Raw genomic sequence first — 24,775 nt, forward strand, 5'->3', positions numbered from 1 at the left:
CTCTTTACAATTCTTTTTTGAGATAAATCATATCAACCAATTGCACGCCTTCCTCGAAAATTGGATGGTCGTAATGGTCTGTGAAGAAATTCTTAACACGATGAGATCTTTGAAATCCACAATTTTCATAAAAACGCAAGGTTGAAGGGCTTTCTCCTGTGCCTACTTGCATTTCTTTGAAGTCTTTCTTGTAAAAATCACAAATGAAATTTATCAAGGCTATCCCATATCCTAGGCCTTGATATTTTTTATATGTGGCGATGTTTTTCAACTCACATTTTTCCTCGTTTATCTGCACCACCACACAGACACTTTTCAAATCAACGTCATACAAAGCCCACAAATCCCCCGCTAAAAGATATCTATCAATCATACTTTCTTGTTCGTCAGCCAATAGAAATAGATCTAGATACTGTTTCTTGTTTTCCGTTACTTTGAGTATTTGCATTGTTTATATTGGCAAAGGCTTCAAAAGGTACTTAGTTAATTCGTAGCTTTTAATTCTCTTTCAACTTTACATTCCTAAACATATAGGCATTATCACTTAATCGAAGTGTTTTACCACTTGTGACTTTTACATTTTTTAAAATTACCTCTTTGGTGATTTGATAAGGGAATTTTTCTGAATAACGCTCATCCTTCATTTCTGGGTTAAAATCCATAAAAATAGCTGGCCCTGAATAGGTTTCTGAAAGTTTGGAGTCATCAATTTTGAGATTTTCTATCAAAATATTAGCAGGCATAGTACATGGATATCCAAAATCATGTAAGCCAGAATTGTAGCCAGCTATGAGTTGAACCTTCTGTTGGACACTCTCTCGTGGAACAAAAAGACAATCACGGATTATCAAATCACCATCCCAAGTGCTGCCATAATCACTTCTTAAATTCACTATACTCCCTCCTCTTATAACACTGTTTTCTACCAAAAAAGTACCACTTCCTATGGCATTAATGCCCATGTGGCCCAAGGTTGAATTTCGTATGGTGGCGTTAGCAACTCCTTGATGGGCGTCAAATCGAGAAAGTTTACAGCCATCATACAATAGGTTTTTACAGAAATTCGAGCCCAATATTCCCCAATATTTGCGGTCCTCTATGTCGTTGGTTTGGGTACAATTGACAAAAGAAACATTTAAAGCTCTGTTAACCAAGAGGTCATAAGAACCCATAGAGACAGGTTTCCCAGCATTGCCTATGGTTTCGTAGGTTTTGTGACCCGTTAAAATGCAGTTTTCTACTTTTACAAAACAACATTCGCTAATATGTATAAAACCACCATAGGGAGCACCCTGCTCTCTTTCATCTACAATTTCATGATATAAGCCTGAAACAGTAACATTTGAACGTTTTATAGCCAAATTTCGACTGTAATAATTGTATTTAGAAGGCTCTCGATTGGCAATTGTTTTAAACCTCCCACCTGTTATGGTTAACTTCTTTTCGTCTATGGGTAAAGCAGTTATGCTTGTAATTTTGTCAAAATCCCAAATAATCGGAGCAGACTGGTCAACTTGTCCGTTTTTACCAACCAAGAAAATATCTGTTTGGTCGCTACCATTATTTTGGTTCAGCCCAAAGCGAATGTAGTGTTTCACATTAGAATTTGTCACAGTTATTAGGCTGCGATGCCTTAGATTTAAATCAATTTTGGATTGGTTTCTCTTTAATGATAGAATACCTTCAACTTTCTGGGCCTTCATTTTAGAACTTACCAAAAAGACCGAACTGGTTCTGTTTGCCACGTTTGAATCATCAATTATAAAACTCGCATCACCAAAATCAGTGTCCGTTTGAATGATGGCTGTACGGTCCTTACTTCCAATATAATAAGTGGCACCATCATCGACTTTTACTTTGAGATTATGCTCATTGGCATAGGCATGAGCTGCTATAATGGCCTCGATATCGTCGGCTTTGCCATCACCCTTTGCACCAAAATCACTGTATTTTACTGTTTTGGTTTTGATGATGGATTCTGATGATTCTTTAACTTTTATAGAAATTAAGGTTTCATGGCTCGTAAATAGATTACACACAAAAAACAGAAAGTAGAAAAATTTCATAATCTTCAAGGATTAGGATAAAATTATCATTCAAAGATAAAAATCTAAATTTAAGACATTAGCTTACAAAAAAACCATGTTTAGAGCATTTATTGACTTTAATAAAATCCCAACTAATAGACATTATTGAGTTAGTAGTTGTTTCAATTTTGATAAAAATGATTGTTCCCAAAAAGACACCCAATAAATGTCAATAAGCCAAAAATATTTCACTATTTTTATTCATTCATAAACTTCAATTCAGAAGTTTAGCCCTTAAACCAATTAACTTACAACCATTTCATAAACAAATAGACCATCTTAAATTCTATGAAAAAACTCGCCTCTATCCTATTTATTTTCTTCTCTTTTTCCGCATTTTCACAATCTTTCCCAGAATTCCAACAAGGATAGCTCCTTATTTAAAATCTAAAATTTACAAACATTGTCCCTTTTAGAGAGGTTCGATCAGCGTGTGCCACTGGGGCCTAATTAATGACCCACAAACTTATTAGAGCCGGGCTTTGGAAAACCGCAGACGCTTGTTACAAATAGAAGAATTTTTATCAGATGGATTGTTTAAAAGGAGCCCTGTTGTTGATGCTACAAAATCTGTTTCTCAACAGTAACATCAAAAATCACTTTTAATTTTCATTCAAATCTACATTTTTACCCAACATTTTTCATATCGAATATGAGTTCTTTCAATTTAATGGTTTTATTAAATTTAAGGTCAATGATAATTAAAATTACAATTTACACGGCCATAAATATTATTCTTACGTAATCACACTCATTTGATTTTTAACAATTTAATACTATTTTAGAGGATTATTTTTTATTAAATACAATAATAATCATTTCACATAAACCAGTGTTTAGGAATGGAAACACCGATGCATTATGTCAAAATTATTCCCCCAAGTGATTTATTAAAGGAATTTGTAAGGTATTTCATGCTTTTTAGAAGTAATATTCCTAATGATCTAAAACCCATAGAATTTCCACTGCCACCTTCTCCCGAAAATTTTTTGTGTTTCTACGTAGAGAATGCGGCAGAACTCTACAATTCGATTAGCAAATCGAAAGAAAAACAATCGAACAGTGTAATTGTCGGTCCCAACGATAAACTTTTTCAAATCAAACTTCCTCATCGCACTTTTCTAATCCGAGTGATTTTACAACAAGGAGTCTTATCAAGAATACTTAAAATGCCCTTGACCGAACTTATTGATATAGACACTTTTGACAGTAATTATATTTTACCTGATATGCGAAAAGTAAATGACCGATTATCTTTTGACTTAAGTGATATGGAGGCTATTGGTGTCATAGAAAATTACCTGAATGAAAAATTTCAAAAGGCTTCAAAACCATTGGCAATTGACACGGCCTTAAATCAATTGATACAATTTGAGGGGAGAATACGAGTTGATGACTTGGCTAAAATTTCAAATTTAAGTAACCGACAGCTAGAAAGACAGTGTTTATATAGAACCGGATACACCCCAAAATACATTGCCAGAATGGTGAGGTTTGTAAAAGCTTGGAATTTAAAAGAAAAATATCCAGAACTGTCTTGGACGAATGTTGCCTATCAGTGTGATTATTCTGATCAAGCCCATCTCATAAAAGATTTCAAACAATTTTCAGGAATTAACCCAAAGCAAGCACAATTCCATTTTAACAATTTACCACTAGATTTACAAAACGACCTCCTATTTGAAAGGTGAAACTGAATTAAATTTCAAATGTCGTTTTTTTACAATTTTTAGTCATTCACTGATCCCAACTTTGTCAAAGAAAAATATAGCAGAGGAGTATCTTGACTTATGAGTTAATAAATTTCAGACTTATATTTTCCAATTATCATTCTAAAATATTCCAATTGGAGCATTATTCCTTTGTCAATTATTTAATCTAACAAACAATAGTCACCATACGAAATTCGAATTGAGATAGTCATATGGTTGAATAATAATCAATTCAAACTCATGTAGTCAATTTTAACAATTTTCAAGTTTTGTAAACCTTTAAAACTAAATATTTTAATGAACAATTTAACCTTCAAGCTAATTTTACTTCTTGGAACCTCGGCTATTGCACAAAATAAATTATTCGTTCCTCCACTCCCCGAAATGAGCTATGTTTCAGTAGTTGACAAATCGAAGTTTGTCGGCGACCGATGGAGTTTTATGGAGTCGGGGGCAAAAGATGCTCCTGTTATCATAGCCATGCACGGTTACGGCGGAAGCTCAGCCGATTGGCGGTATCAACTTCATGACCTTTCGGATACTTACAGAGTCATTGCATGGAATGCCCCGGGTTATATGTTATCGGATGAATTAAAAACCGACTACCCAACCTGCAAAGATTACGCCGATGCCTTAGCCGATTTTTGTAATGCCCTCAAATTAGACAAAGTACATTTGTTGGGCAATTCGTTCGGAAGCCGAGTATCGCAGTGTTTTGCCTACCATTATCCCGAAAGAGTCATAAAAATGGCTTTTGTGGGGCCATCAGCCGGCAAGAAAAACATAAGCTACGAAGAGCGTGAACGCTACGTAAATATGCGTTACGACCAAATCAAAGATGGTGCTTTTGCATTTACCAACAAAAGAGTTGAGGCACTGCTTGCCCCTAACACCTCACCCGAGCTCATCGAAATTGCTCGTCAGGGCATGAGAGGTGTTAGTCCACGGATGTTTATGCGTGGTACCAATTTTATGATGGCCGAGGACCATTTTCCCGAAAAAATTGCCACCAAAGCCACCATGCCAACTTTAGTGATAGCAGGTACGGAAGATAAAGTCTCGCCGATTACCACCAACGCCGAACCTATATCGAAGGCTTTTCCGAATGTAAAACTTGAAATTTTGAAAGGAATCGGGCATCTGCCGCATTTGGAGGCTTATCAACAAGTCAATAAAATGGTTCGTGAGTTTTTTGGTGCAAATGCGAAAGCAAAATCCAATCAAAAAGCTTTCACCGATTACGAAAAAAATGTGTATCGACAAATTGATAGTTTGATTCAATACCAAGAACAATTGGTCTTAAAACAAGATACTTTAGCGATGCGTGCTTTTTACCCCGATGACATGGTTATCACCAATCCTTTTGGACAAATGATAAATAAAGAAACTACGATTGCAAGAGTGAAGTCGGGCATTATCAAATACAGCAAATTTGAAAAAATAATCGAACATTTTGCCATGGAAGGCTCCAAAACTGCTATTGTAGCAGGTTTGGAAAAAGTTACGCCTACCCCCGATGCCAACCGAGCAGATGCAGGTAAACCTCATGAACGGAGATTTACCGAAATTTGGGTGTATCGTGATGGCCGTTGGCAGAGGCTGATTAGACATGCGAGTAATATTTAAAGGATGATAAATGTGATTTTATGAAAAAGTTTGTGTTTTTATATTTTGTGATTTTTGGAGTAAATGGACAATCAGTTGTCATTGACCCCTCCAATGCCAATTCTAACATCGTCACCGCTACTGCTTCCAATAAAGCTGTGCAATTGCCAAGGGTAAACGATACCCAAAGCATCGCTAATCCTCAAATTGGGCAGATGATGTATAATATGGGTACTGCATCGCCTAACTATTACAATGGTAACAACTGGCAGAATGTATCGCATGGTAATCTGTACCAACTATTTCCAAAATCGCAAGTCTTTACACCTTCAAGTATAATTGAGGATGCACTTTCAAATAGTAAAGAAAGCTTCAATTTTCAGATTCCGGCTGGTGTAAAGAAAATATGGGTAGAGGCGTGGAGTGGTGGTTCAGGAGGTCAAGATTTTAGTATTTTATCTTCGTTAATAACTTTCTCAAATAGAAAGGGCGGAAATGGCGGTGGATATTTAAGTTTCATTTTAGATGTGGCGGAAAACCAAGTTTTGGGTATTTTGGTAGGGAAAGGCGGCAAAGGCTCAGCACTACAAATTCCTCCTTTTAGCGGAGGCGGTACGGACATAGTAAATTATACCAATGGTATCAATAATCCACCTCAGTTAGTCGCATCTGTTAATTCTAATAATTTCAGTCTGAATAGTAGTATTTATGCCATTAACTTAATCAGTTTTTTTCATGGAGAAAAGGGTCGCAATAGTACCTGGTCATACCAAAGATTTGAGAATGTGGACAGATTGGTTTTTTCAGGGGGCGATGGTGGAAAAAGTTACGGTAGTTTAGGTGGTGTGGGTGTACAATTTGATGCTTTGTATCCTTTGCTTGATGTATTGGAGGTAAATCATGGTGGTTTCCCGGGTGGAGGTGGAGCAATAGGAAGGGGATTTGGTGGGAATGGAGCCGGAGGGATGGTAGTCATCCGATATTAAAAAAAAATATTATTGACCAGTGTTTTCAAAAAAATAAGGTTATAACTATCAGAATTTTAATTGATTTTAAAATGAAAAAGATCAATCCAATAAACCAATTATATTGTTTAATCTTTCCGGCGATTGTTTAATATAGTTGCCAAAAGACTGATCGGTCATTCGCTATCGGAGGGCATTCTTCTAACGCTATACCTCAGGTTGCCAATACCACAAACTATCAAATGATGATGGCTTTTCATAATTATCGGTTTTGGACCTAAAAATCAGGTACTTACGTTGATTTTGGATCAAACGGTCAGGTACTGCAACTGGAGCATATAATAACGTTTCAGATATTCGCCTTAAAAAAGATATAAAACCACTTCTATCCTCACTATCTAAACTAAACAAATTGAAAGGTTTCAATTATTATTGGAAAACCGATAGTTCTTCATCAAGTCTTAAAACCGGCGTCATTGCCCAAGAAATCAAAGAGATATTCCCTGAATTAGTTCAAGAAGACGAAAAAGGAGTGTTATCGGTAAATTACATTGGTTTAATACCTCATTTGGTTGAGGCTGTTAAAGACCAAAATCAGCAAATTCAAACTCTAAAATAAGACAATCTTGAGCTTAAAGTTAAACGCCAGCTAAAACGATAATAAACTTAAAAACAATTAGATTCAATCTCTAACAAATTTCAATGAAATGATTACAATCAGTTCATTAACAATATCTTAATGCACTAAGATAGGTTTAAATTGTATATATTTAACTGGGAGAATAATCATTCAAATTAACAATAAGGCAAGATTTATACCTGAACCATTGAGCCAACTTTAGAAATTGATAAATATCCAGATCGGTTCAAATAAAAACTCAATTTTATTTTCGAAAGAGATAAATCTTTACAAAAAAAATGACTTTAAAAGTAAATACAAGAATCGGACGAACTGGAGAATCATAACATTCTTGAATTGATTTTTATTCCAAATGGAATAACAAGAAAGAATAAACACATATTCTTAAGGAGAATTCACACAACTGACTGGATAGAAAAATGATTAGACAAATAAGCCGTAAGACATTTATTTTAACTAAATTTATAAATTCAAAAATCTCAATTCAAAAGTTTGACGATTTAACCTATTTGTACATTATCTCAAAAACAAACTGACCTTATACAAAAACATGAAAAAACTCGCTATAATACTTTTAATATTTAGCTCTTACACTGCATTTTCACAATCTTTTCCAGATTTTCAAAAGGATAGCTCCTTATTTAATAATCTAAAATTTAGAAACATTGGCCCGTTTAGAGGTGGCCGCTCAGTATGTGCTACTGGTGTGATTAATGACCCACAAACCTATTATATGGGAACCACAGGTGGCGGACTTTGGAAAACCAAGGATGCAGGTTATAATTGGAAAAATGTGTCTGATGGTTATTTTAAAACTGGGACTATAGGTGCCGTTGCTGTTGCCGAAAATGACCCGAACGTGGTGTATGTAGGCATGGGCGAACACGCACCTAGAGGTGTGATGACGAGTTTTGGCGATGGCGTATATAAAAGCACCGACGCTGGACAAACTTGGAAAAACATGGGTCTGGTTAAAACCCAACACATATCTAGAATTGTAATTCATCCCAAAAACGAAGACATACTTATAGTGGGTGCTCAAGGCCCTCTTCATGGACCGTCTGCCGAACGTGGCATCTTCAAAAGCACCGATGGTGGCAAAAACTGGACTAAAACATTATATATCAACGAAACCACAGGCTGTAGTGAATTGTCTCTTGACCCTACCAATCCAAGAATCATTTATGCTGCCATGTGGGACCACGGCCGTAAACCTTGGGAAGTAAAAAGCGGTGGCCCTGGTAGTGGTTTATACAAATCTACTGACGGTGGCGACACCTGGGTGAAGTTAACAGAGGGCTTGCCCAAAATGCTTGGTAAAACCGCCATAGCCATGTGCCCTTCAAACCCTCAAAAAGTGTATACACTCTTGGAGGCTGATTGGGAGAAAAATGAGGGTGGTCTTTATGTATCTACCAATGGCGGCAAAAAATGGTCTCTAGTAAGTGGCGACCACAGACTGATACAAAGATCGTGGTACTATATCGAGCTATTTGTTGACCCCAACAATGACCTAAATGTGTATGTGATGAGTGCTCCAGCTCTAAATAGCACCGACGGCGGTGTTACTTGGAATAGAATGTCGGGCACACATGGCGACTACCATGATTTGTGGATCAATCCTAAGAATAGCAAAAATATGATTATTGCTGACGACGGCGGTGCGGCGGTTAGCTTCAATGGCGGCGACACTTGGTCTCATCAAGATTTGGCCACTGCCCAAGCCTACAGAATAAATACAGACAATATGGTGCCTTACAATATTTACTTTGGCCAACAAGACAATACCTCTGTAAAAATACCTTCATGGAATATCAACGGAAGCGGTATCGAACGTAAAGACTGGGAATATTCGGCAGGTGGCGAAAGTGCTTTTTTGGCTTTTGATGTAAACAATCCTAGATATGTTTTGGGTGGTAGTTATCAAGGAACTATCGAAGTATTAGACACTAAAAATAGAAGCTCCGTTAATGTGATGGCGGCCCCGATTCAATATTTGGGCAAAGATGCCAAAGACATGAAATACCGATTCAATTGGAATGCCCCTATCATTTGTAGTATTCATGACCCCAAGGTGTTTTACCACGGTTCACAAATGCTACTTGAAACCAGCGACCTAGGCAAAACATGGCGTGAGGCATCGCCTGATGTGACCAGAAACGAAAAGGCCAAACAAGGAAAAGCTGGAGTACCATTTACCAACGAAGCCGTAGGTGCCGAAAACTACGGAACGCTAACCTATATTGCGGAATCTGCCCTAGAAAAAGGCGTAATTTACACAGGTAGCGACGATGGCTTGGTACAATTGACTACAGACAATGGCAAAACTTGGAAAAATGTAACACCAGCAGGCCTAGAAGAATGCCAAATAAATGCCATCGAGGTTTCGCCCCATAGCAAATCAACGGTATATATTGCCACCAATAGATACAAATTCAACGACCATAAACCAGGCTTTTACAAATCGACAGACTATGGTAAAACTTGGGTAAAAATAAACAACGGATTACCCGAAAACAGCATTTCTAGGGTTGTTAGAGAAGATAATGTTCAGAAAGACTTATTATTTGCAGGTACAGAAAATGCCCTTTACTACTCGACCGACGGCGGTAGCAACTGGAAAACCTTCCAATTAAACCTTCCCGTTTGCCCGATAACAGACTTGAAGGTTCACCAAAATGCCTTAATAGCAGGTACCTCAGGAAGGTCGATTTGGATATTGGATGACCTGAATTTGCTAAGACAGTTGCTAAAAGAAACTCCAAAAAAACACAAACTATTTACACCTCAAAACCAATGGATTACAGGTAGTAGCAGTGTCATGAATCAGTCCATAATAGACTTTAAGGGCGAAGGCCAAAGTGCGGGCATTAATCCTGCCACGGGTTTGGTGTTAAACTATTATGTATCAAAAACAGATTCGGTAAAGAAAATTAGTCTCAACATACTTGATAGTAATGGCAAAACGGTAAGAACCTTAAGCTCGGAGGCCAATCCAGACTTTAAAAGATACGATGGAGGCCCAAGTGCTGAGCCCAAACTTCCAAAAAACAAAGGCTTAAACAGGTTTGTGTGGGATATGCGTACCAATACACTACCTGGCATACCCGACGTGTATATCGAAGGAAGCTACCGAGGCTACAAAGTGCCCGAAGGCAAGTACCAAATACAATTGATCATAGACAAAGACACCCTAAAAACACAGACTGACTTGTTGCCACATCCAGAATTGAGCGAGGCATATATTGACAAAAAAGCCTATATTAATGCCATGGCTCAAATGCACGGCAACATCAAAGAAATGCATGAATTGATCAATGAACTCTATAAAAAACAGCTTCAACTGAGCAAATTGAAAAGCACGCTTAGCAAAAAGGCTGCGGATCCAAAATTGATTGCGGCTGTAGATTCATTGGTAAAAGACCTCAGAACTTGGGACGAGGCATTGGTGCAACGTAAGTCAAAAGCCTATGATGACGTAGAGAACTTTCCTAATAAATTTACCTCAGACTATCTCTATCTCATCAACCAAACCGAGAACGACTGGTATCGCCTAAATCAGCCCTCGATAGATTTGAGAAACCAAATGGACCCGCAATGGCAAGTCTTTAAAGAAAAAGGCCTCAAACTCAAAAATGAGCGATTACCAGAACTCAACAAAAAACTTTGGGAAGCCAATTTTGGTGCGGTGTGGGAATAAGATTTGGGTTTAAAGAAGCATAATTTAAGATTAATAAATTTGGGCTTTAATTTTAAATGTTTTGGTTCATAATTCTCTTTGAGAAGTGAAATAAGGTAAGGTTTGATAGGCAAACTTTACCCTATTTTTTTAAAAAAATCATACCAAGTTTAAAAAAAATGATAAGAATGTATTCTTGTCGAATTTCTATTGGTAAAGAGGTATAAAGAGGCAAATTACTATTAATTTATTTTCTAATTTTCTTATCAAATTTGTACTCTAAACCAAGATTTAATCCTATTGTAGGATCGAAATATTTTCTATTTATGTCTGATTTTGTATCATCATAATTAATGGTTAAACTTGTATATCCTGCACCCATGCCGAAGTCTTGAAAAAGGTATAAATTTTGAAAAATTTTGCATTTGAAACCATAACCTATTGTACTTGCAAAAATAGATTTTTGAAAATCATAATTATTGAATTTTTGGTTGATTGAACCGTAAATGGGTGGATAATACCAAAATTTACCCTTATCAGAATTGTAAAAATAACCAAAGGTGTATTGAAAATAAAAATCAAATCTTTTACCCTTTGGATTGGGATTTCTTTGATAAACAAAGCTTATTCCATTTAACCATAATTCTTTGTCTGAAATGTCATTGTGAGAATTGTAATCAGTTTCAATTGGCTCCCCAAAAACGGGCCCAATAGCAAAATAACTTTTCCCTTTTTCAATTGACATATTTAAATTGTAATTGAATGAATCATTCACACTTAAAAGTCCAACACCTACCCTAAGCCCTAAAACTTTTTTTTTTGAGGTAGATTCTTTCTGTGCAGAGCATAAAAAAGTCGTGAAAAATAAAAATGTAATTAAAATTTTGTTTTTTCTCATTTTATAAAATATATCAATTGCGAATTTATTTTAAGGTTAAACTTCAGCTGGTAGCAAAACCGCAGCAATTTAATGATGATTTTATTTCCATCAAAAAGTATGTAAGAAAAAGGCCTTAAACTCAAAAATGAGCGATTACCAGAACTCAACAAAAAGCTTTGGGAAGCAAATTATGGGGCGGTTTGGGAGTAGTTAATTTGTTTTATGATTTTAGAACCTGCCAAGGCTTTTTTTTTTACATAATAAAGCGTTTTTGCCTTTATCTGTAAAGACCTTGGCAGCTATTTTTCAAACTTTTAATATTGCAGAACCTTCCTACAAAGCCCCATTTTTAAGCCTTATCAGTTTTCCATTTAGTTCATCAGAAAGAATAAAAAGCTTTCCAGCAGGGCTTTGGAGTACTTTTCTTATTCTTATTCGGTCGTTGGTAAATAATTCTTCCGCACTTTTTATGGTTTCACCTTCAACACTTAATCGCCATAGACTTCCTTTTGATAATCCTCCAACGAGTAAATTATTATTCCATGCAGTAAACTCATTTCCCGAATAAAAATGCAAACCAGTCGGTGCCACCGTTTGCATCCACGACCAAACTGGCTCGGTATAAACATTGCTTGCAATGGGTTTAGGTGCAAATTCAGCAAAACGATATTTTCCTGTTGTTTTCATCGGCCAACCATAATTTGCCCCAGCTGTTAGGACATTTATTTCATCGCCTTGATGTGTGCCGTGTTCGCTGAACCAAATTTTATTGGTAGTTGCTTCAAGTGTTAAACCTTGTGCTGCTCTTATCCCGATGGCATAAAGTCCAGGCGTTGCTTTATCTCCAAAATTCGGGTTGTCATTTGGTATTGTTCCATCAGAGTTTATTCGATAAATCTTCCCTCTTTTATCTGCTATATTCTGAGCTATTGGCAAAGCAGGCTCATCTTTTTCGTTAAACAGACGCTCGCCAATCGTGAAATATAGCTTTCCATCATTGCCAAAAATCATTCCGCCACCGTAATGCACCCGTTCGTAAGTATATGGTTCGGCCACAAAAAGTACCTTTATTTGCTTTAAAGACCCGTTTTCAAGTACAGATCTGATAATTTTAGTTGTTCTTCCTTTATCAGATTTGGCGGCATAAGACAGATAAACGAATTTATTTGTCTTAAAGTTGGGGTCAAGCAAAACCTCGAATTTTCCAGTATTATCGCCGAAACTACCAAGACTATCTTCTAAGTCGGTCGGGAAGCCTTGAATCTTTATTTTTTCATTAGTCGTTAAATTTACTTTCAACAAATCGCCTTCTTTTTCCGAAATCAAAACTTCATCTTCTGACACAAAAGCAATGCTCCAAGGCCGTTTGAGTCCATCTAAAATGGTTTCTTTTTCTAACTGAATGGCATTTACATCAAAAACTCTATGCGGTGTTCGGGTCGAAACTTTATCGGCAATAAACCAACCTTCACTGGTTTTCATGAGGTTAAAATAGTCGGTAAATAAATCTCTGGCGGTGCTGATTTCTACTTTGGCACTACCCATGTTATTGGTAATATCGATGCTAACTATGCGGGTGGTCAGATTGGCCGGTCTTTCGTGAGGTTTAAAAAATGAAAGGTATTGTGTTCTGGAATAATCTACAAATTTTCCATTATTATAATTTTTCAAGTGGCAGGAGGCGTGCATTGCTTTACCCACTTTGTTGGTATCTCCTGTTGCCCAGCCATCAAAATAGAGTTGTATCGTATTTTCGATTAATTCTCTTTCGGTGGGTGTATTTTGGGAAGATGCCGAGAAATAAAAGGCCAATAGACTTACAAACATGAATAGCTTTTTCATAATAAATTTGTTTTTCTGATGAGCGAAATGAAACCTTATCATTTCGGTTTGCAAAAAAACATTGCACTTTTATTATGAAGGTACAAGAACCCAAATACAGTAGTACGGATTTATAAATTTGGAGTATTGGCTTGCTGATAGGCACTGGGCGTCATACCTTTTATCTTTTTGAAAGCGGCAAAAAATGTAGATTTTGCATTGAATCCTACTTCATCTCCCACGGCATCAATGGTTAAATTGGTATTCTCGAGCAATATCTTGCAGGCCTCGTTGATTCGGTATTCATTTACAAAAAGTGTAAAGCTTTTCTCAATATTGTCATTCAAAAGTTGAGATAGCTGATGCCCCGTAATGTTAATTTCACTGGCGAGGTCGTTCACTTTCAAATTTGGATTTTTGAAGAGTTCTTTCTCGGTCATCACTCTTTTTAATTTGTTTATGATTAGCTCAATATCGTCGAAATTCAGCTTTTTATCGGCATATTTTTGGGTTGAAAATACCGATAAATCGTTTGTTTTTTTACGATATAGTAATATTAATATGACTAGATAAATGATTAGTGAAAACCATACTGCCCCACTGATATAGCTGCCTTTGGTGATGTTCAAAATAGACCAAACATAAGATACAAAAAGTATAAATACCGCTCCGCAAATAGTGAGCAACCATTTTTCAAAAGGCTTTAAACTTTCTTTCTGAGTTATTTTTTTCAGAATAGGTATTAACAAAAAAAACGAAAAAGCGATGTGAACGCCCCATTGCGAGTAAATGAGCGGAATAATGTAATTCCACCAAATTGGAGTAGAAGCCGAATAGGGGTAAATATATTCAACTATTAAAATGATGCAGAGCCACAAAAATATTAGCCAAATCCAAGATTTTGGTAGAGTTTTGATTTGTTTGGTTTCAGATTTTATATAGAAATACAAAAACGGGCCAATAAAGAAACAAGCTGTAAGACCAAACTGGAGGTAGATTTTAGGTAGGTTATAATCAAAAAAATAGGCGACTGATTTACCTATCCTAATGCTCAGAACCAACAACAAAGCTCCCAAAAAATAATTGGAAAGGTATTTTTTTGAAGAAAAGAAGATAAAGTAAATACCTAAAATAAAACCATTAAAAGCCCCTAAAGCACTAAAAAAGAATAATAACTTATCGCCAAAGCTCACTGTATTTGTACGGTTTTAATCAAAAGAAATTACAGAAGAAGTATGTACCTCAGCAATTAGCTAATTTTAGCTACTTAAATCAAGAAATACTACGTTTTATTTTTTTTTACACATAATTACTGGAGAGCCCCCACTTCTATATGAACATACTAGTTTAGTTCCAAACCCTAAATGGTAAATCTCTACGAACAAAGAGTAACGACCTTATAATTTGCATAAATGCTATTAGAAATACAAATTCTGAATTCCTAGCCATTAGCGAAGCTTTCAGTTAATTGGCGGCAAGCTAATACATTCTTATGTTTCCGATTCAATTTTTCCAAATAGGAATTTTAATTACACTGTCATTGTGCCATTTTATTTGTAGAGGTTCACCTGCGTCTTTTATTGTTTCGTCTACAACTTCTTTTCCTGAACCATAATTGATTATTTCAAATGGATGCTTATTGATGTTAAGCAAAATTACAAGGCGACTTCCTTTGCTTATTTTTTTGCTTACAAACCGAGTTATTTCAAAAGGAATGTTTTCTTTTTTATTAGCTTTCAGAAGTTGTCGTTTTGAGTTGTTTTTGGCATAACTTGCTCTACCTATATACCTTGTAAGATAAAAATATTTACCATCAGGCATTAGTTCAAATAATGCTAAAGACACGTCGATATCCTTTTTATTGATAGTAGCAAAGAGATTACCTGTAAATGACCCATTTATTTCAAACTCTTTTTGAAAAGGTTCTGTTGAAAATAGTAATCCATTGCTGGCCTCTAATGAATCAAAAATGATATTTGGAATGAAAAAATTATTTTCACTTTCCCTATCCTTAAAATCCACTATTTGATTTTCAAATGCTTTCTTTTTAGGTCTTTTTGAAACAAGCGATGTTCTGTCTAAATATAAAGCCAAAGTATCATTATTAATTGCTCTTAGATTTGGCTTGTGTCTCCATTCGTTTGTACCCATAACCTGAAAATTTACTTTGTCTTTTAGTAAATTTGGCTTGGGTTTATCTTTTAAAATCCAGTCCAACCAATCGTATGCTAACTCTCTCATGCTCACGTTTGCCACATTGTCTATTTCATAACCCATTAAATTTTTGGAGGCTCTGTTTTGCCCACCACGATGGTCGTAAGGCCCAATTACAATATAATGATTTGCTGATTTGTTATATTTGTTATGTAATTTGAAATACTCTAAGGCTGCAATCTGAGCACCATCATAATACCCAGTTGTTGATAGCACAGGGATATTTATTTTTTCATAATCTTGTTGGTTGGGTACCATAGATTTCCAGTATGAATCATAAGAGGGATGTTCCAACCATTTTTGAAATATGGGATTGGGAATTCCGACTAAACTATCTAATTTTCTAAAAGAAGAGCCTTCTTCAAACCATTCAAAGACCATACTTCTGCTAATTGGTTGGGATTTATAGATGTTTTCATAAGGCCAAACAAGTCCTATATTACTCTGAACGTTATTCTCCATAGGCACATCAAAACCAGGCATAACCGCTACTTGAGGAACAATAGTTTTTAGTGCCGGGTGAGTATTCTTTACCGTTGCCCATTGCGAAAACCCGGTATAACTACCACCAAACATTCCGACTTTCCCATCGCACCAAGGCTGTTTGCTAATCCAATCTATAATGTCGTAAATATCAGTGCATTCATTTTCGTATGGAGAATAGTTTTTCAAATCGGTCTTAATACCTCGTGCATAGGCCACAATACCCACATAATCTCTCTCCGCAGATCTTTTCCCAAAATTAAAATCGTTGGCACCTTGATAATAGGTAGTGTAAAAGAGAATTGCCGGTAAAGGTTGGGTATTCATTTTTTTACGAATAATGACAGCAGAAATATCTACACCGCTTTTTGTAGGTATCAAGACACTGTCTTGGATTGAGTAAATACTGTCAACAGCAGTAGGTTGTTGAGCCCAGGCAACATGGCTAATTAAGAGAAATGTAATAATCTTAAAGAAATATCTCATTTTTATTGATTTAATTATTTTTAATTTAAAAGAACCATTGAAAAAGCTGCACAAAACTTATAACCTAGCACAAATTTAAAATTTTGACAAAAATTCTTTCTTCTTAGACCCTTTCATGCCAATTCACAAGAGAATACAATTCTTTAGTTTTTATTTTCGTTTGGGCTTCATTACTTTTCTTAAAAATTTTACATATAAACTCCATTGGCTTTTTTTCTCACCCTTGGTAAAATGATTTTCTACCTTATCAAACGCATCTTCAATATAAGCATCGTGCAGCCAACGGATTGCCAAAGACCATTTTAAGGTAGCAGAACCTCTTGTAGTCATATCAATAATATGTGAAAGTTCTGTTTTATTTACCTCCAACTCATTTAGTTCAAATCTATGAAATCCGTTAAACCCTTTTAAGGTAAACTGAAAAGTAATAGAGTTTTCTACCTGATAGTCAGTTACATAATATCTTATAGGGCCGTGACCTCCTTTTGAGCCAACCTGTAATCCCTTATCCAATTTCATTCGAGGCCATACGTCCGTGGCTAACATCAAGTCATTGCTAGATGCCAAAGTATTGAATAACTTAGCAATTTCACATTTGGGTTGGTTCATTACCCTTTTATGAATGTTCATTACTTTCATTTCCCAATTAGTACATTGTATTCAGATGGAATTTCAACTCCTTTAAATTGGTTTGTAAGCCCAAACAATATCAAAATTGTCAAACAAAAACCAAATATAATAATCGTGATTGACTGCCCTATTGGTGTCAACCCCAAAACACTTTGTTTCACCTTCTTTTGGTGAATGGAAGCAATATGTCCAAAAAAGGATAAGATTGCAAGTGAATAATATGGTATAAAAAAGAGGTTGAACGGAAAGGAGTTTAGTCCCGCAACTCCAAAATAAAAATTGGTGTCCAATTTCAAAATAAGACGTCCACCTAAAATAGCACTTAAATGAATCACAAAGAAAGTTGCCAAATATAATCCTGTCCATCTCTGAAGTTTGTCAAAGTTAGAAATCGCAGTTTTTCTATTAGTGTTGAAAAGTTTGAGTCCTGAAATAATTTGCATAAATACAGCAACCAATAAAACAGCTTCGACAACTGAATTACGATACAAATTTCTCAATAAACTCATCATTTCAATATGCTTGTCAGCACCGTAAATACTACAAACATGATTGAATAAATGAAGTCCAACAAATATTGCTATTGTAAGTCCTGATATGTAATGCGTTTTTCTAAGCATTGTTTTCACTGTTTGAATATCCCTAATTAAATTACTAAATATTTTGAGAGTTATGCCCTATGCAATAAAATATTATATACCAGCACATTATACTAATTTTACGAGAGTTGTATCCTTTTTTAGTGTTAGGATTTTTGGGTTTAACTTCATCTGAATTTTACATTTACTTGGCACAGTAGAATAATTTTTTTCTATGAAACATAATATCTTTTCATGGGTCATTTTTAGTGCATTTTCCGATACTTTTTATTTCTTTTTTGTAAAAGTTTCTAATGTCAATTTAGCGATGTCTAATGTTACTTGTGTTGGTGAATTACAATTACTAAATCCAACAACATAAATATCTTCACTTGGAATGTAGACACCCATACTTTTAAAGCCGAAAATACTCCCTCCGTGTTCCCGTGAGGTAAGGCCATTGATTTGCCTGATATGCCAACCATATCCGTAGGTAAATTCGTCTCCGTTATTCAATTTATATTTATTGAAAGCTTTTTGGGAATTTTCAGCCTTTAAGCAATAAGTTTCTATTTAAGGCATCTTGCCATTTTAACATATCCAGAACAGAAGACAAAAGTAACCCTGAGGAAAATGGAACACTGAAATTTATGACTGTCTTATTAACATACCCTCTTTCCTTTTTTTGATAGCCAAATGCTCTCTTTTTTATGATTTGCTTGTCAGTGGCATAACGAGATTGACCCATTCCAATTTTTTGAAAAATCTGTTTCGTCACAAAGTCTTCGTATGTTTCTCCTGAAACCAACTCAATGATATGTCCTAACAGCACATAACCCGAGTTATTATAATCAAATTTTTCGCCAGGTGCAAAATCCACTTCTTCATTTTTGAAAAAATACACCATCATTTTCGGACTCATTTCTTTTTGAGCAATATCACGAAGCGACTTCATTTTTGTGAAATCTTTGATTCCTGATGTATGTGTAAGTAAATGATGAATTGTTATTTTATTGCCGTTGGGATAATCTGAGATATATTTCGAAATAGTGTCGCTTACAATCAATTTACCTTGTTCTTCTAACATCAATATGGCTATGGCAGTTATTGTTTTGTCATTGAACCAATTTGAAAAACATGGTCATTTGTTAGATTGACATCTAATTCGATATTGGCTTTCCCAAACGATTTTTGATACATTGGTTTTCCATTTTTTGCTACCATAAATACTCCTCCTGGCCCATTTTTGTCTTCAAATTCCTTTTCTATAATGCTGTCAATTTTCTTATTCAATTTTTGTGCAAATGCACTATTTGTTGGATTTAGAAAAATAACTCCTGTAAGGAATAGCCATATAATTTGTTTCATTTTGTGATAGTTTGTTTAATTGATTTGAATTTATTTCTGTCTCGTTGATATGTCTGCTGACAAACAATTATCAGAATAGGTTTCTTAACTTATTTTAATATTTTGCTGATTCTATATATCTCATTGTTAAACCTTTGGGCTTCTTCCCAAGCTGGGTCATGCCCCGATTTGTCGAACAAAATAAACTCTTTTTTAGGAGCTTTTAGCAAATCAAAATACTCTTTTGCCAAAGGCGTGGGATTGACATTGTCAAATTTTCCAGCAATAAAAAACACTGGAATTTTAACTTCAGGAACTTCTTTTCTGAGATCAAAATTGATATAGTCTGGGTCATTTTCAATATGTGAATTTGCAAAATATGCCCCATTCAAATAGTTCTCTTTTTCTTTTGCAGTGTATTCGTCAGATTCTTGAAAATTTGCAAATAATTTTTCTATGGTAAAGCCCTCATAAATTTTTCGATTGAGCTCAAGAAGTATGTATTTCTGCAATGAAAATCCTTCTGGAATGGCGTACATCGTTCTGAAATCACCGCCTTTGGGTTCACCGATAAACTGAAGTTGTTGCACAAGAGAGTCAATTTTAAATTCTTTGGCTTTTGCCAAAGTATAACGATAAGATTGTAACTCCCCATCGTAAGCCGCAACTTGCTGACCTGTTCCTACAAATGCCGAAAAATGTTGTGGAAATTTTTGTGCGGCCAACATACCGAGTTGAGAACCCCAAGAATGACCTACCAACATTATTTTATTTACTTTTAGTCTTTCTTTTAAATATTTTGCCAATACTTCAACATCAGAAACATACTTTTGGACTTTGATTTCGGAAGCCGGGAAGTTCTCGGTGAATGATTTTCCAGCATTGCGTTGGTCCCAATATACTACTGTAAAATCTTTTTCTAAGTCTTTGTTATACTTTCTCAATCCACCAATTTCTGAAACACCCGGCCCTCCATGTATGTGCAATAATACAGGATTTTTAAGATTTTCACCCCGAATCATCACAAATTGCTTAGTGCCATTGATGTTGAGCATTTTTGACTCAGCAATGCTTTCTTTTGATTTTGACCCATTCTCGTTTTCACAAGCAACCAAACCGATTGCCAAAATAAATATTAATAGCTTTTTCATTTTGTTTTTTATAAGTATTTTAATTGATGTTAAATGCTTTCGTCGAACTTGACAATGCAAATTTACCTGTCGCTTTTTAGGCATTCATTGACTTTGGTTAAGAAAGAAAAAACTATGAAAAATTTCAAATCCGAGTGATTTCGTATTGCCGTTCATCCCCTTTTTTGCCTTTTCAAATAATCATTTCCAAAAATTCATTTTCAAATTTTACTTTTGTATTTAATTAGTCTACAAATCTGATGAGACAGAAACTAATCAATTACTTTGCAGGGATTTCAACTTTGAGCCATGAAGAATTGGCCGAAGTATTGGCACAATTGACTTTTAAAACTTTTGAAAAAGGCAGTATTTTAATCAAAGAAGGACAGGTTTCAACACAATGTTTTTATATTGTTGAAGGTTTGGTTCGGCAATATTCTTTGGATGATGGCCTTGAAAAATCAGTTGGATTCTATTCTGAATATCAAACGGTAATGTCGATTTCGAGTTTGACTGAACAAAAACCATCAAAGTATATTTTTGCATGTCTTGAAGATGTAACGGCTATTGTCGGAAATCCACTTGAAGAACAAGAAATGTACGCAAAATATCCAAAACTCGAAATACTCACTCGTTCAATGATTGAGCAGGATTTTGGACAAACACAAGAGGATTTTGCCAATTTTGTTACGTCTTCGCCTGAAAAAAAGGTATATAAATCTAATACAAAACCGCCCAGAACTACTCCAACGAGTGCCACAGCATCAGATTGCGAGCTATTTGGGCATTAAACCAGAGTCTTTGAGTAGAATCAGAAAACGGATTTCCAAGAAATAGGAAATTCGATACAAATATGAAAAGATATGAAACAAAAACTGATTAATTATTTCACTAAAATTTCTCCACTTTCTGATGCCGAAGCAAAAGCTATCTATGATGGTTCGGTGGTGAAAGAATTCAAAAAAAGCACAGTACTTTTAAAAGAAGGACAAGCTGCCCAAAATACCTACTTCGTTTTTAAAGGTTTGATAAGACAATACTGTTTGATGGATGGAGAAGAAAAAACAACTGCATTTTTCACCGAAGACCAATGGGTGATTTCCCTAGGGAATTTGGATGAAGAAAAGCCTTCGGCATTTTATTGGGTTTGTGAAGAAGACTGTGTTTTGCTGATAGGTAATGATAATTCCGCCCAAGATTTATTCAAAAACCACCCGAGATTGGAGTCAATTGCACGAAAAATAGTGGAAAATACTTTTGCAGAATATCAACAAACAATGACGGCTTATCTGACAAATACACCCGAACAAAGGTATCTACGATTATTAGAAAGCAAACCAGACCTTCTGCAACGCATTCCTCAATATCAGCTGGCGAGCTATATTGGTGTAAAACCCGAATCTTTAAGTCGAATTAGAAAAAGAATAACGCGAAAAGTAGTTTGATGGAAAATATATTCAGCATTATTTCAATAAAATTGGCACCAAATCCTAGAAACATTTTCCTAATAGATGGCATTGGAGCCTTGCTTTCAGGTCTTTTATTGATCTTTTTAATAGCACCTTTTGAGGAAATCTTCGGTATGTCTCCTAATATGTCCTACCAATTAACCATTCCCGTCTGGGGATTTATGGTCTATTCATTAAGTTGTTATTTCTTAAATCTCAATAACTGGAAACCCTTCTTACGTTTTATTGCAATCGCAAACTTCCTTTACTGCTGTCTTACCTTTTGTTTGATTATTATTCAATTTCAAACATTAAGCATTTTAGGAATCGCCTATTTTTTAGTCGAAATAATTGTGATTTTGCTGCTTGTAAGTATTGAATGGTCTATAATAAAGAAACACGATTCCCTTCCCTAAGCCACTTTATCGAATATCCAAAAATAAACATCGTAGTCATGATTTCGATTGCTGCGAAAAAGGCATAATAAATGGTAAAACTGCCTATAAAAAGTGTAATAATCATCACAAAGGTTTTGATAAATGAAGCCAGAATATTCGCCCAAACGTTGGATTTGTTGGGCAAAATCCTCGAAAAAAGTATCATAGAAATAGGTATCTCCATCAAAATTCCTGCGTAAAATAAAAACAAAGGATTTATTTCCATGCCTTCTACCTTTCCTGTCAAATACTGCTTTAGTAGAGACGAATCCATTAGACCTATTAGGTCACAGTATAAATAATTAAAGGTTACGAAAATCCAAAGTGTTGATAATAAGTCTTTTTTGTTCATTTTTTGTTGATTTGATAGTGCAAAGTTCAATTATCTCATCGTAAAAATGATTGACTTGGGTTAAGAAGCTAATAATGCACCTCCAAAAAATAAACAAGAATATTTAAATAGTAGCCTAATTTTATTTACCCAGGTTACTGAAGGCATTTGGGTAATTAACTGACAATAAAGAAAATATCAAAATAAAGTTAAACTCTATTCCATTTCGACCTCCGCCAACCACAAACCATCCATTAGGAAGATGCACCATATAAATACCTACTAGCAAGATTAAAATCGTAATAATAGAGGTAACCTTTAGGAACTTATCGGTTAAAAGAGAAAAGACCAGTGCTAGGTGCGATAGCTTTACAGCCCAGGCTAATGGCAATCCAAAAGGTGCAAAACCGGCATTGTTGAGATAGAGTTTACCAAAATCGTTGATTCCATTATTGAATATTCCGGGTACACTATGCATCAGAAAGACAATTATCAGGGCAATACGAAGGAAAGAAAGATTTTTTATCATGATTTTTTATTTAAAATTACTGGCATCCGAGATAAATAAACACTAATGGTTCACTATATCAGCCAGCACTGTTTGAACACAATCAAAATTCTCATACAAAAAATCTAATTACATAAACTAATGATTTTGAGAATTTTGAGTGTGTGAGTTTCCTGGGTGTTGTTTTTTTGCTTCGTTTTTTTTCAAAAAAAAAATGAAGGCCCAGCCGGCAGGCGACACAAAGAGAATTAGGTGTGTTTTAAAAAAAATCAAAAAATGGGCTTCAATTGTACAATTGAGTACGATTTAGCATTAATGATAAATTTAGTCGGATGATGTAATTTAAAATTAAGTTTTATTTATTTCAAAAACGCTAACCCTAAGCCAATTCCGAAACCCCATCGACCGTTTTTATTTTGAGAAATTGGTTTAATCGAGCTGATTTTCGTCAAATCACCTTCTAAATTTCTTGGAATATTGGCAAAATATAGACTTGGGCTTAGCGTTAGTCCAACTTTACCCACTCTCTTCATCAAACCAAACTTAAAATGACTCGAATGGGTATTGGAATTGAAGTTGAAATCGTCGGTCACATAATTGTACCAAATAATTTCAGGTTTAATAGCCCAAATTTGTTTCAAGTGCAAGATTCCGCCAATACCAGCCCCTGTACTAAAAAGTGAATGGGGCTTAAAGTTATAGCCGACATTCAGAATCGTGTAAAAGGTTTTAGTGCCATTTTTAAAGCTCAACCCTATGTTTTGATAATCAGCTGCTGAAAGCTCTACTTCTCTATAACCGCCTCTTTTATAGAGATTTATCAGGCCTATTCCTCCTCCTTTATCCACTGAATCGGCCACGTTTACTATTCCAAATTGAAACCCTTTCAATGTTCTTGCTTGATTATAAAGGCTTGAAAATTGTACGCCTTTCACATCTTGGGCAATGTTTACAATACCAGCAGTTTGAATACCCACAACATCCTTGGCAAAATTACTAATTCCCGCCTCTTGCAAGCCAAATACAGACCCAGAAAAATTGACTATCCCAGCAGTTTGATAGCCTTTCGCATTGCCTTTGGTCATATTTACCAAGCCAGATGATTGAAAACCCGTCATGTCGCCATTGTTTTGATTGTAAATGGAGCCAATCTCAACACCTTTGATACTATTGACTGTTCCTGAGAAAAGATTGAAAGAAAAAAAGTAATCGGAATTTTTACTTTGATTGCCCTGTGTACTTAGACCTTGCACTACCGAAATATGGACGGGTTTTGTTTGGGCATTGCCCTTTAGGGCTCCTATTGAGATGAGAAAAATAATAGCTTTTTTCATAATTGTTGTTTTTTACTAGCCACAAAACTAGTTCGTCCATTCTTGTTAAAAATTGACTTTGGTTAAGAATTACCTATAACACATATTTAAGGTTTGAGTTAAAGGAGGGATAGACTATTTTTTAGAAGTCTTTTGGTAAACTGGACAAAAAATACAGGTCTTTAAAATTAATTATATCCATGGGACTTAAAAATTTTCCAGACAAAGTATTTAAGTGTCTCTGCATGTAAAACAGGATTAATTTAGACCCTCCGATGCTTGTTGTCAAATAGGGAATTAGTCACACCGAAAAGGACTGGCATCGCCATAACCAGCCCTCGATAGACTAAGAATCCAAATGACTCCAATGGCAAAGCTTTAATTAAAAGGCCTTAAAACTTAAAATCAAGCGATTACTAGAACTTAACAAAAGGATTTAGGAAGGTAATTACGGGGCGGTTTGGTAGTAAGTTGGAGTTAC

Annotated in this window: 21 protein-coding genes and 1 pseudogene; 8 read left to right on the forward strand and 14 right to left on the reverse strand. The window is 35.3% G+C overall.

Annotated features, from left to right (window positions below):
• Nucleotides 1-4: 4 nt before the first annotated feature.
• The gene (locus EGI31_RS21845; protein WP_255039317.1) at nucleotides 5-448 is read right to left on the reverse strand and encodes a GNAT family N-acetyltransferase; all 444 of its coding nucleotides are present in this window, start codon (nucleotides 446-448) and stop codon (nucleotides 5-7) included.
• A gap of 49 nt (nucleotides 449-497) precedes the next feature.
• The gene (locus EGI31_RS21850; protein WP_255039318.1) at nucleotides 498-2,066 is read right to left on the reverse strand and encodes a hypothetical protein; all 1,569 of its coding nucleotides are present in this window, start codon (nucleotides 2,064-2,066) and stop codon (nucleotides 498-500) included.
• Between the two features lie 863 nt (nucleotides 2,067-2,929).
• On the opposite strand from EGI31_RS21850, the gene EGI31_RS21855 reads away from it, so the two are divergent.
• The 5 genes from EGI31_RS21855 to EGI31_RS21875 all read left to right on the forward strand — a co-directional run bounded on the left by EGI31_RS21855 (nucleotide 2,930) and on the right by EGI31_RS21875 (nucleotide 10,709).
• Nucleotides 2,930-3,778 carry a helix-turn-helix domain-containing protein gene (locus EGI31_RS21855; protein WP_255039319.1) on the forward strand — a complete coding sequence of 283 codons (849 nt, stop codon included), beginning with the start codon at nucleotides 2,930-2,932 and terminating at the stop codon, nucleotides 3,776-3,778.
• Between the two features lie 318 nt (nucleotides 3,779-4,096).
• Nucleotides 4,097-5,425, forward strand: a complete 1,329-nt coding sequence (locus tag EGI31_RS21860; protein ID WP_255039320.1) for an alpha/beta fold hydrolase — start codon at nucleotides 4,097-4,099, stop codon at nucleotides 5,423-5,425.
• Nucleotides 5,426-5,445: 20 nt separating this feature from the next.
• Entirely contained in the window at nucleotides 5,446-6,390 is a 945-nt protein-coding gene (locus EGI31_RS21865) for a glycine-rich domain-containing protein (protein WP_255039321.1), read from the forward strand.
• Between the two features lie 334 nt (nucleotides 6,391-6,724).
• A complete protein-coding gene (locus tag EGI31_RS21870) occupies nucleotides 6,725-6,988 on the forward strand; it encodes a tail fiber domain-containing protein (RefSeq protein WP_255039354.1) in 264 nt (87 codons plus the stop codon).
• 571 nt (nucleotides 6,989-7,559) lie between these two features.
• A complete protein-coding gene (locus EGI31_RS21875) occupies nucleotides 7,560-10,709 on the forward strand; it encodes a VPS10 domain-containing protein (RefSeq protein ID WP_255039322.1) in 3,150 nt (1,049 codons plus the stop codon).
• A 226-nt stretch (nucleotides 10,710-10,935) separates the two neighbouring features.
• On the opposite strand, the gene EGI31_RS21880 is transcribed toward EGI31_RS21875, so the two are convergent.
• The 9 genes and pseudogenes from EGI31_RS21880 to EGI31_RS21925 all read right to left on the reverse strand — a co-directional run bounded on the left by EGI31_RS21880 (nucleotide 10,936) and on the right by EGI31_RS21925 (nucleotide 20,278).
• Complete coding sequence (locus EGI31_RS21880; protein WP_255039323.1) at nucleotides 10,936-11,586, reverse strand: hypothetical protein; 651 nt, start codon at nucleotides 11,584-11,586, stop codon at nucleotides 10,936-10,938.
• Between the two features lie 315 nt (nucleotides 11,587-11,901).
• Complete coding sequence (locus EGI31_RS21885; RefSeq protein WP_255039324.1) at nucleotides 11,902-13,410, reverse strand: PQQ-dependent sugar dehydrogenase; 1,509 nt, start codon at nucleotides 13,408-13,410, stop codon at nucleotides 11,902-11,904.
• A 110-nt stretch (nucleotides 13,411-13,520) separates the two neighbouring features.
• Complete coding sequence (locus EGI31_RS25360) at nucleotides 13,521-14,582, reverse strand: helix-turn-helix domain-containing protein (RefSeq protein WP_255039325.1); 1,062 nt, start codon at nucleotides 14,580-14,582, stop codon at nucleotides 13,521-13,523.
• A gap of 310 nt (nucleotides 14,583-14,892) precedes the next feature.
• Nucleotides 14,893-16,572, reverse strand: a complete 1,680-nt coding sequence (locus EGI31_RS21895; protein WP_255039326.1) for a CocE/NonD family hydrolase — start codon at nucleotides 16,570-16,572, stop codon at nucleotides 14,893-14,895.
• 150 nt (nucleotides 16,573-16,722) lie between these two features.
• Complete coding sequence (locus tag EGI31_RS21900) at nucleotides 16,723-17,202, reverse strand: hypothetical protein (RefSeq protein WP_255039327.1); 480 nt, start codon at nucleotides 17,200-17,202, stop codon at nucleotides 16,723-16,725.
• A 5-nt stretch (nucleotides 17,203-17,207) separates the two neighbouring features.
• Nucleotides 17,208-17,822, reverse strand: a complete 615-nt coding sequence (locus EGI31_RS21905; protein WP_255039328.1) for a hypothetical protein — start codon at nucleotides 17,820-17,822, stop codon at nucleotides 17,208-17,210.
• A 246-nt stretch (nucleotides 17,823-18,068) separates the two neighbouring features.
• Nucleotides 18,069-18,296, reverse strand: coding sequence for a hypothetical protein (locus EGI31_RS21910; RefSeq protein WP_310586238.1), 228 nt, complete (start codon nucleotides 18,294-18,296; stop codon nucleotides 18,069-18,071).
• 31 nt (nucleotides 18,297-18,327) lie between these two features.
• Nucleotides 18,328-19,148 (reverse strand): annotated as a pseudogene (locus tag EGI31_RS21915) (serine hydrolase domain-containing protein).
• An 89-nt stretch (nucleotides 19,149-19,237) separates the two neighbouring features.
• On the reverse strand, nucleotides 19,238-20,278 hold the full coding sequence (locus tag EGI31_RS21925; protein ID WP_255039331.1) for an alpha/beta fold hydrolase: 1,041 nt from the start codon (nucleotides 20,276-20,278) through the stop codon (nucleotides 19,238-19,240).
• Nucleotides 20,279-20,517: 239 nt separating this feature from the next.
• Between EGI31_RS21925 and EGI31_RS21930 the strand changes: the two genes are divergently transcribed.
• The 3 genes from EGI31_RS21930 to EGI31_RS21940 all read left to right on the forward strand — a co-directional run bounded on the left by EGI31_RS21930 (nucleotide 20,518) and on the right by EGI31_RS21940 (nucleotide 22,121).
• Nucleotides 20,518-21,048 carry a Crp/Fnr family transcriptional regulator gene (locus tag EGI31_RS21930; RefSeq protein ID WP_255039332.1) on the forward strand — a complete coding sequence of 177 codons (531 nt, stop codon included), beginning with the start codon at nucleotides 20,518-20,520 and terminating at the stop codon, nucleotides 21,046-21,048.
• 72 nt (nucleotides 21,049-21,120) lie between these two features.
• Complete coding sequence (locus EGI31_RS21935; protein WP_255039333.1) at nucleotides 21,121-21,702, forward strand: Crp/Fnr family transcriptional regulator; 582 nt, start codon at nucleotides 21,121-21,123, stop codon at nucleotides 21,700-21,702.
• Nucleotides 21,702-22,121, forward strand: a complete 420-nt coding sequence (locus tag EGI31_RS21940) for a hypothetical protein (protein ID WP_255039334.1) — start codon at nucleotides 21,702-21,704, stop codon at nucleotides 22,119-22,121. Before EGI31_RS21935 ends, EGI31_RS21940 begins: the two co-directional genes overlap by 1 nt.
• Here EGI31_RS21940 and EGI31_RS21945 read toward each other — a convergent pair.
• The 3 genes from EGI31_RS21945 to EGI31_RS21955 form a co-directional block, all read right to left on the reverse strand.
• Nucleotides 22,090-22,494, reverse strand: a complete 405-nt coding sequence (locus EGI31_RS21945; protein WP_255039335.1) for a DUF6326 family protein — start codon at nucleotides 22,492-22,494, stop codon at nucleotides 22,090-22,092. The genes EGI31_RS21940 and EGI31_RS21945 overlap by 32 nt on opposite strands.
• Before the next feature lie 121 nt (nucleotides 22,495-22,615).
• Nucleotides 22,616-23,002 (reverse strand): DoxX family protein, encoded by a 387-nt coding sequence (locus tag EGI31_RS21950; protein ID WP_255039336.1) that lies wholly within the window; start codon nucleotides 23,000-23,002, stop codon nucleotides 22,616-22,618.
• A gap of 338 nt (nucleotides 23,003-23,340) precedes the next feature.
• Complete coding sequence (locus EGI31_RS21955) at nucleotides 23,341-24,315, reverse strand: hypothetical protein (RefSeq protein ID WP_255039337.1); 975 nt, start codon at nucleotides 24,313-24,315, stop codon at nucleotides 23,341-23,343.
• Nucleotides 24,316-24,775: the final 460 nt, after the last annotated feature.

It is taken from the genome of Lacihabitans soyangensis, assembly GCF_024343775.1.
Classification (GTDB): Bacteria; Bacteroidota; Bacteroidia; order Cytophagales; family Spirosomataceae; genus Leadbetterella; species Leadbetterella soyangensis.

What these genes read in the sequence shown, in the direction of transcription:
- EGI31_RS21880 (WP_255039323.1), bottom strand. Translation starts at nt 11,586, where the DNA reads ATGAGAAAAAACAAAATTTTAATTACATTTTTATTTTTCACGACTTTT.
- EGI31_RS21860 (WP_255039320.1), top strand. Translation starts at nt 4,097, where the DNA reads ATGAACAATTTAACCTTCAAGCTAATTTTACTTCTTGGAACCTCGGCT.
- EGI31_RS21885 (WP_255039324.1), bottom strand. Translation starts at nt 13,410, where the DNA reads ATGAAAAAGCTATTCATGTTTGTAAGTCTATTGGCCTTTTATTTCTCG.
- EGI31_RS21940 (WP_255039334.1), top strand. Translation starts at nt 21,702, where the DNA reads ATGGAAAATATATTCAGCATTATTTCAATAAAATTGGCACCAAATCCT.
- EGI31_RS21930 (WP_255039332.1), top strand. Translation starts at nt 20,518, where the DNA reads ATGAGACAGAAACTAATCAATTACTTTGCAGGGATTTCAACTTTGAGC.
- EGI31_RS21935 (WP_255039333.1), top strand. Translation starts at nt 21,121, where the DNA reads ATGAAACAAAAACTGATTAATTATTTCACTAAAATTTCTCCACTTTCT.
- EGI31_RS21900 (WP_255039327.1), bottom strand. Translation starts at nt 17,202, where the DNA reads ATGAACATTCATAAAAGGGTAATGAACCAACCCAAATGTGAAATTGCT.
- EGI31_RS21850 (WP_255039318.1), bottom strand. Translation starts at nt 2,066, where the DNA reads ATGAAATTTTTCTACTTTCTGTTTTTTGTGTGTAATCTATTTACGAGC.
- EGI31_RS21950 (WP_255039336.1), bottom strand. Translation starts at nt 23,002, where the DNA reads ATGATAAAAAATCTTTCTTTCCTTCGTATTGCCCTGATAATTGTCTTT.
- EGI31_RS21855 (WP_255039319.1), top strand. Translation starts at nt 2,930, where the DNA reads ATGGAAACACCGATGCATTATGTCAAAATTATTCCCCCAAGTGATTTA.
- EGI31_RS21865 (WP_255039321.1), top strand. Translation starts at nt 5,446, where the DNA reads ATGAAAAAGTTTGTGTTTTTATATTTTGTGATTTTTGGAGTAAATGGA.
- EGI31_RS21945 (WP_255039335.1), bottom strand. Translation starts at nt 22,494, where the DNA reads ATGAACAAAAAAGACTTATTATCAACACTTTGGATTTTCGTAACCTTT.
- EGI31_RS21895 (WP_255039326.1), bottom strand. Translation starts at nt 16,572, where the DNA reads ATGAGATATTTCTTTAAGATTATTACATTTCTCTTAATTAGCCATGTT.
- EGI31_RS21925 (WP_255039331.1), bottom strand. Translation starts at nt 20,278, where the DNA reads ATGAAAAAGCTATTAATATTTATTTTGGCAATCGGTTTGGTTGCTTGT.
- EGI31_RS21955 (WP_255039337.1), bottom strand. Translation starts at nt 24,315, where the DNA reads ATGAAAAAAGCTATTATTTTTCTCATCTCAATAGGAGCCCTAAAGGGC.
- EGI31_RS21845 (WP_255039317.1), bottom strand. Translation starts at nt 448, where the DNA reads ATGCAAATACTCAAAGTAACGGAAAACAAGAAACAGTATCTAGATCTA.
- EGI31_RS21905 (WP_255039328.1), bottom strand. Translation starts at nt 17,822, where the DNA reads ATGCTTAGAAAAACGCATTACATATCAGGACTTACAATAGCAATATTT.
- EGI31_RS21875 (WP_255039322.1), top strand. Translation starts at nt 7,560, where the DNA reads ATGAAAAAACTCGCTATAATACTTTTAATATTTAGCTCTTACACTGCA.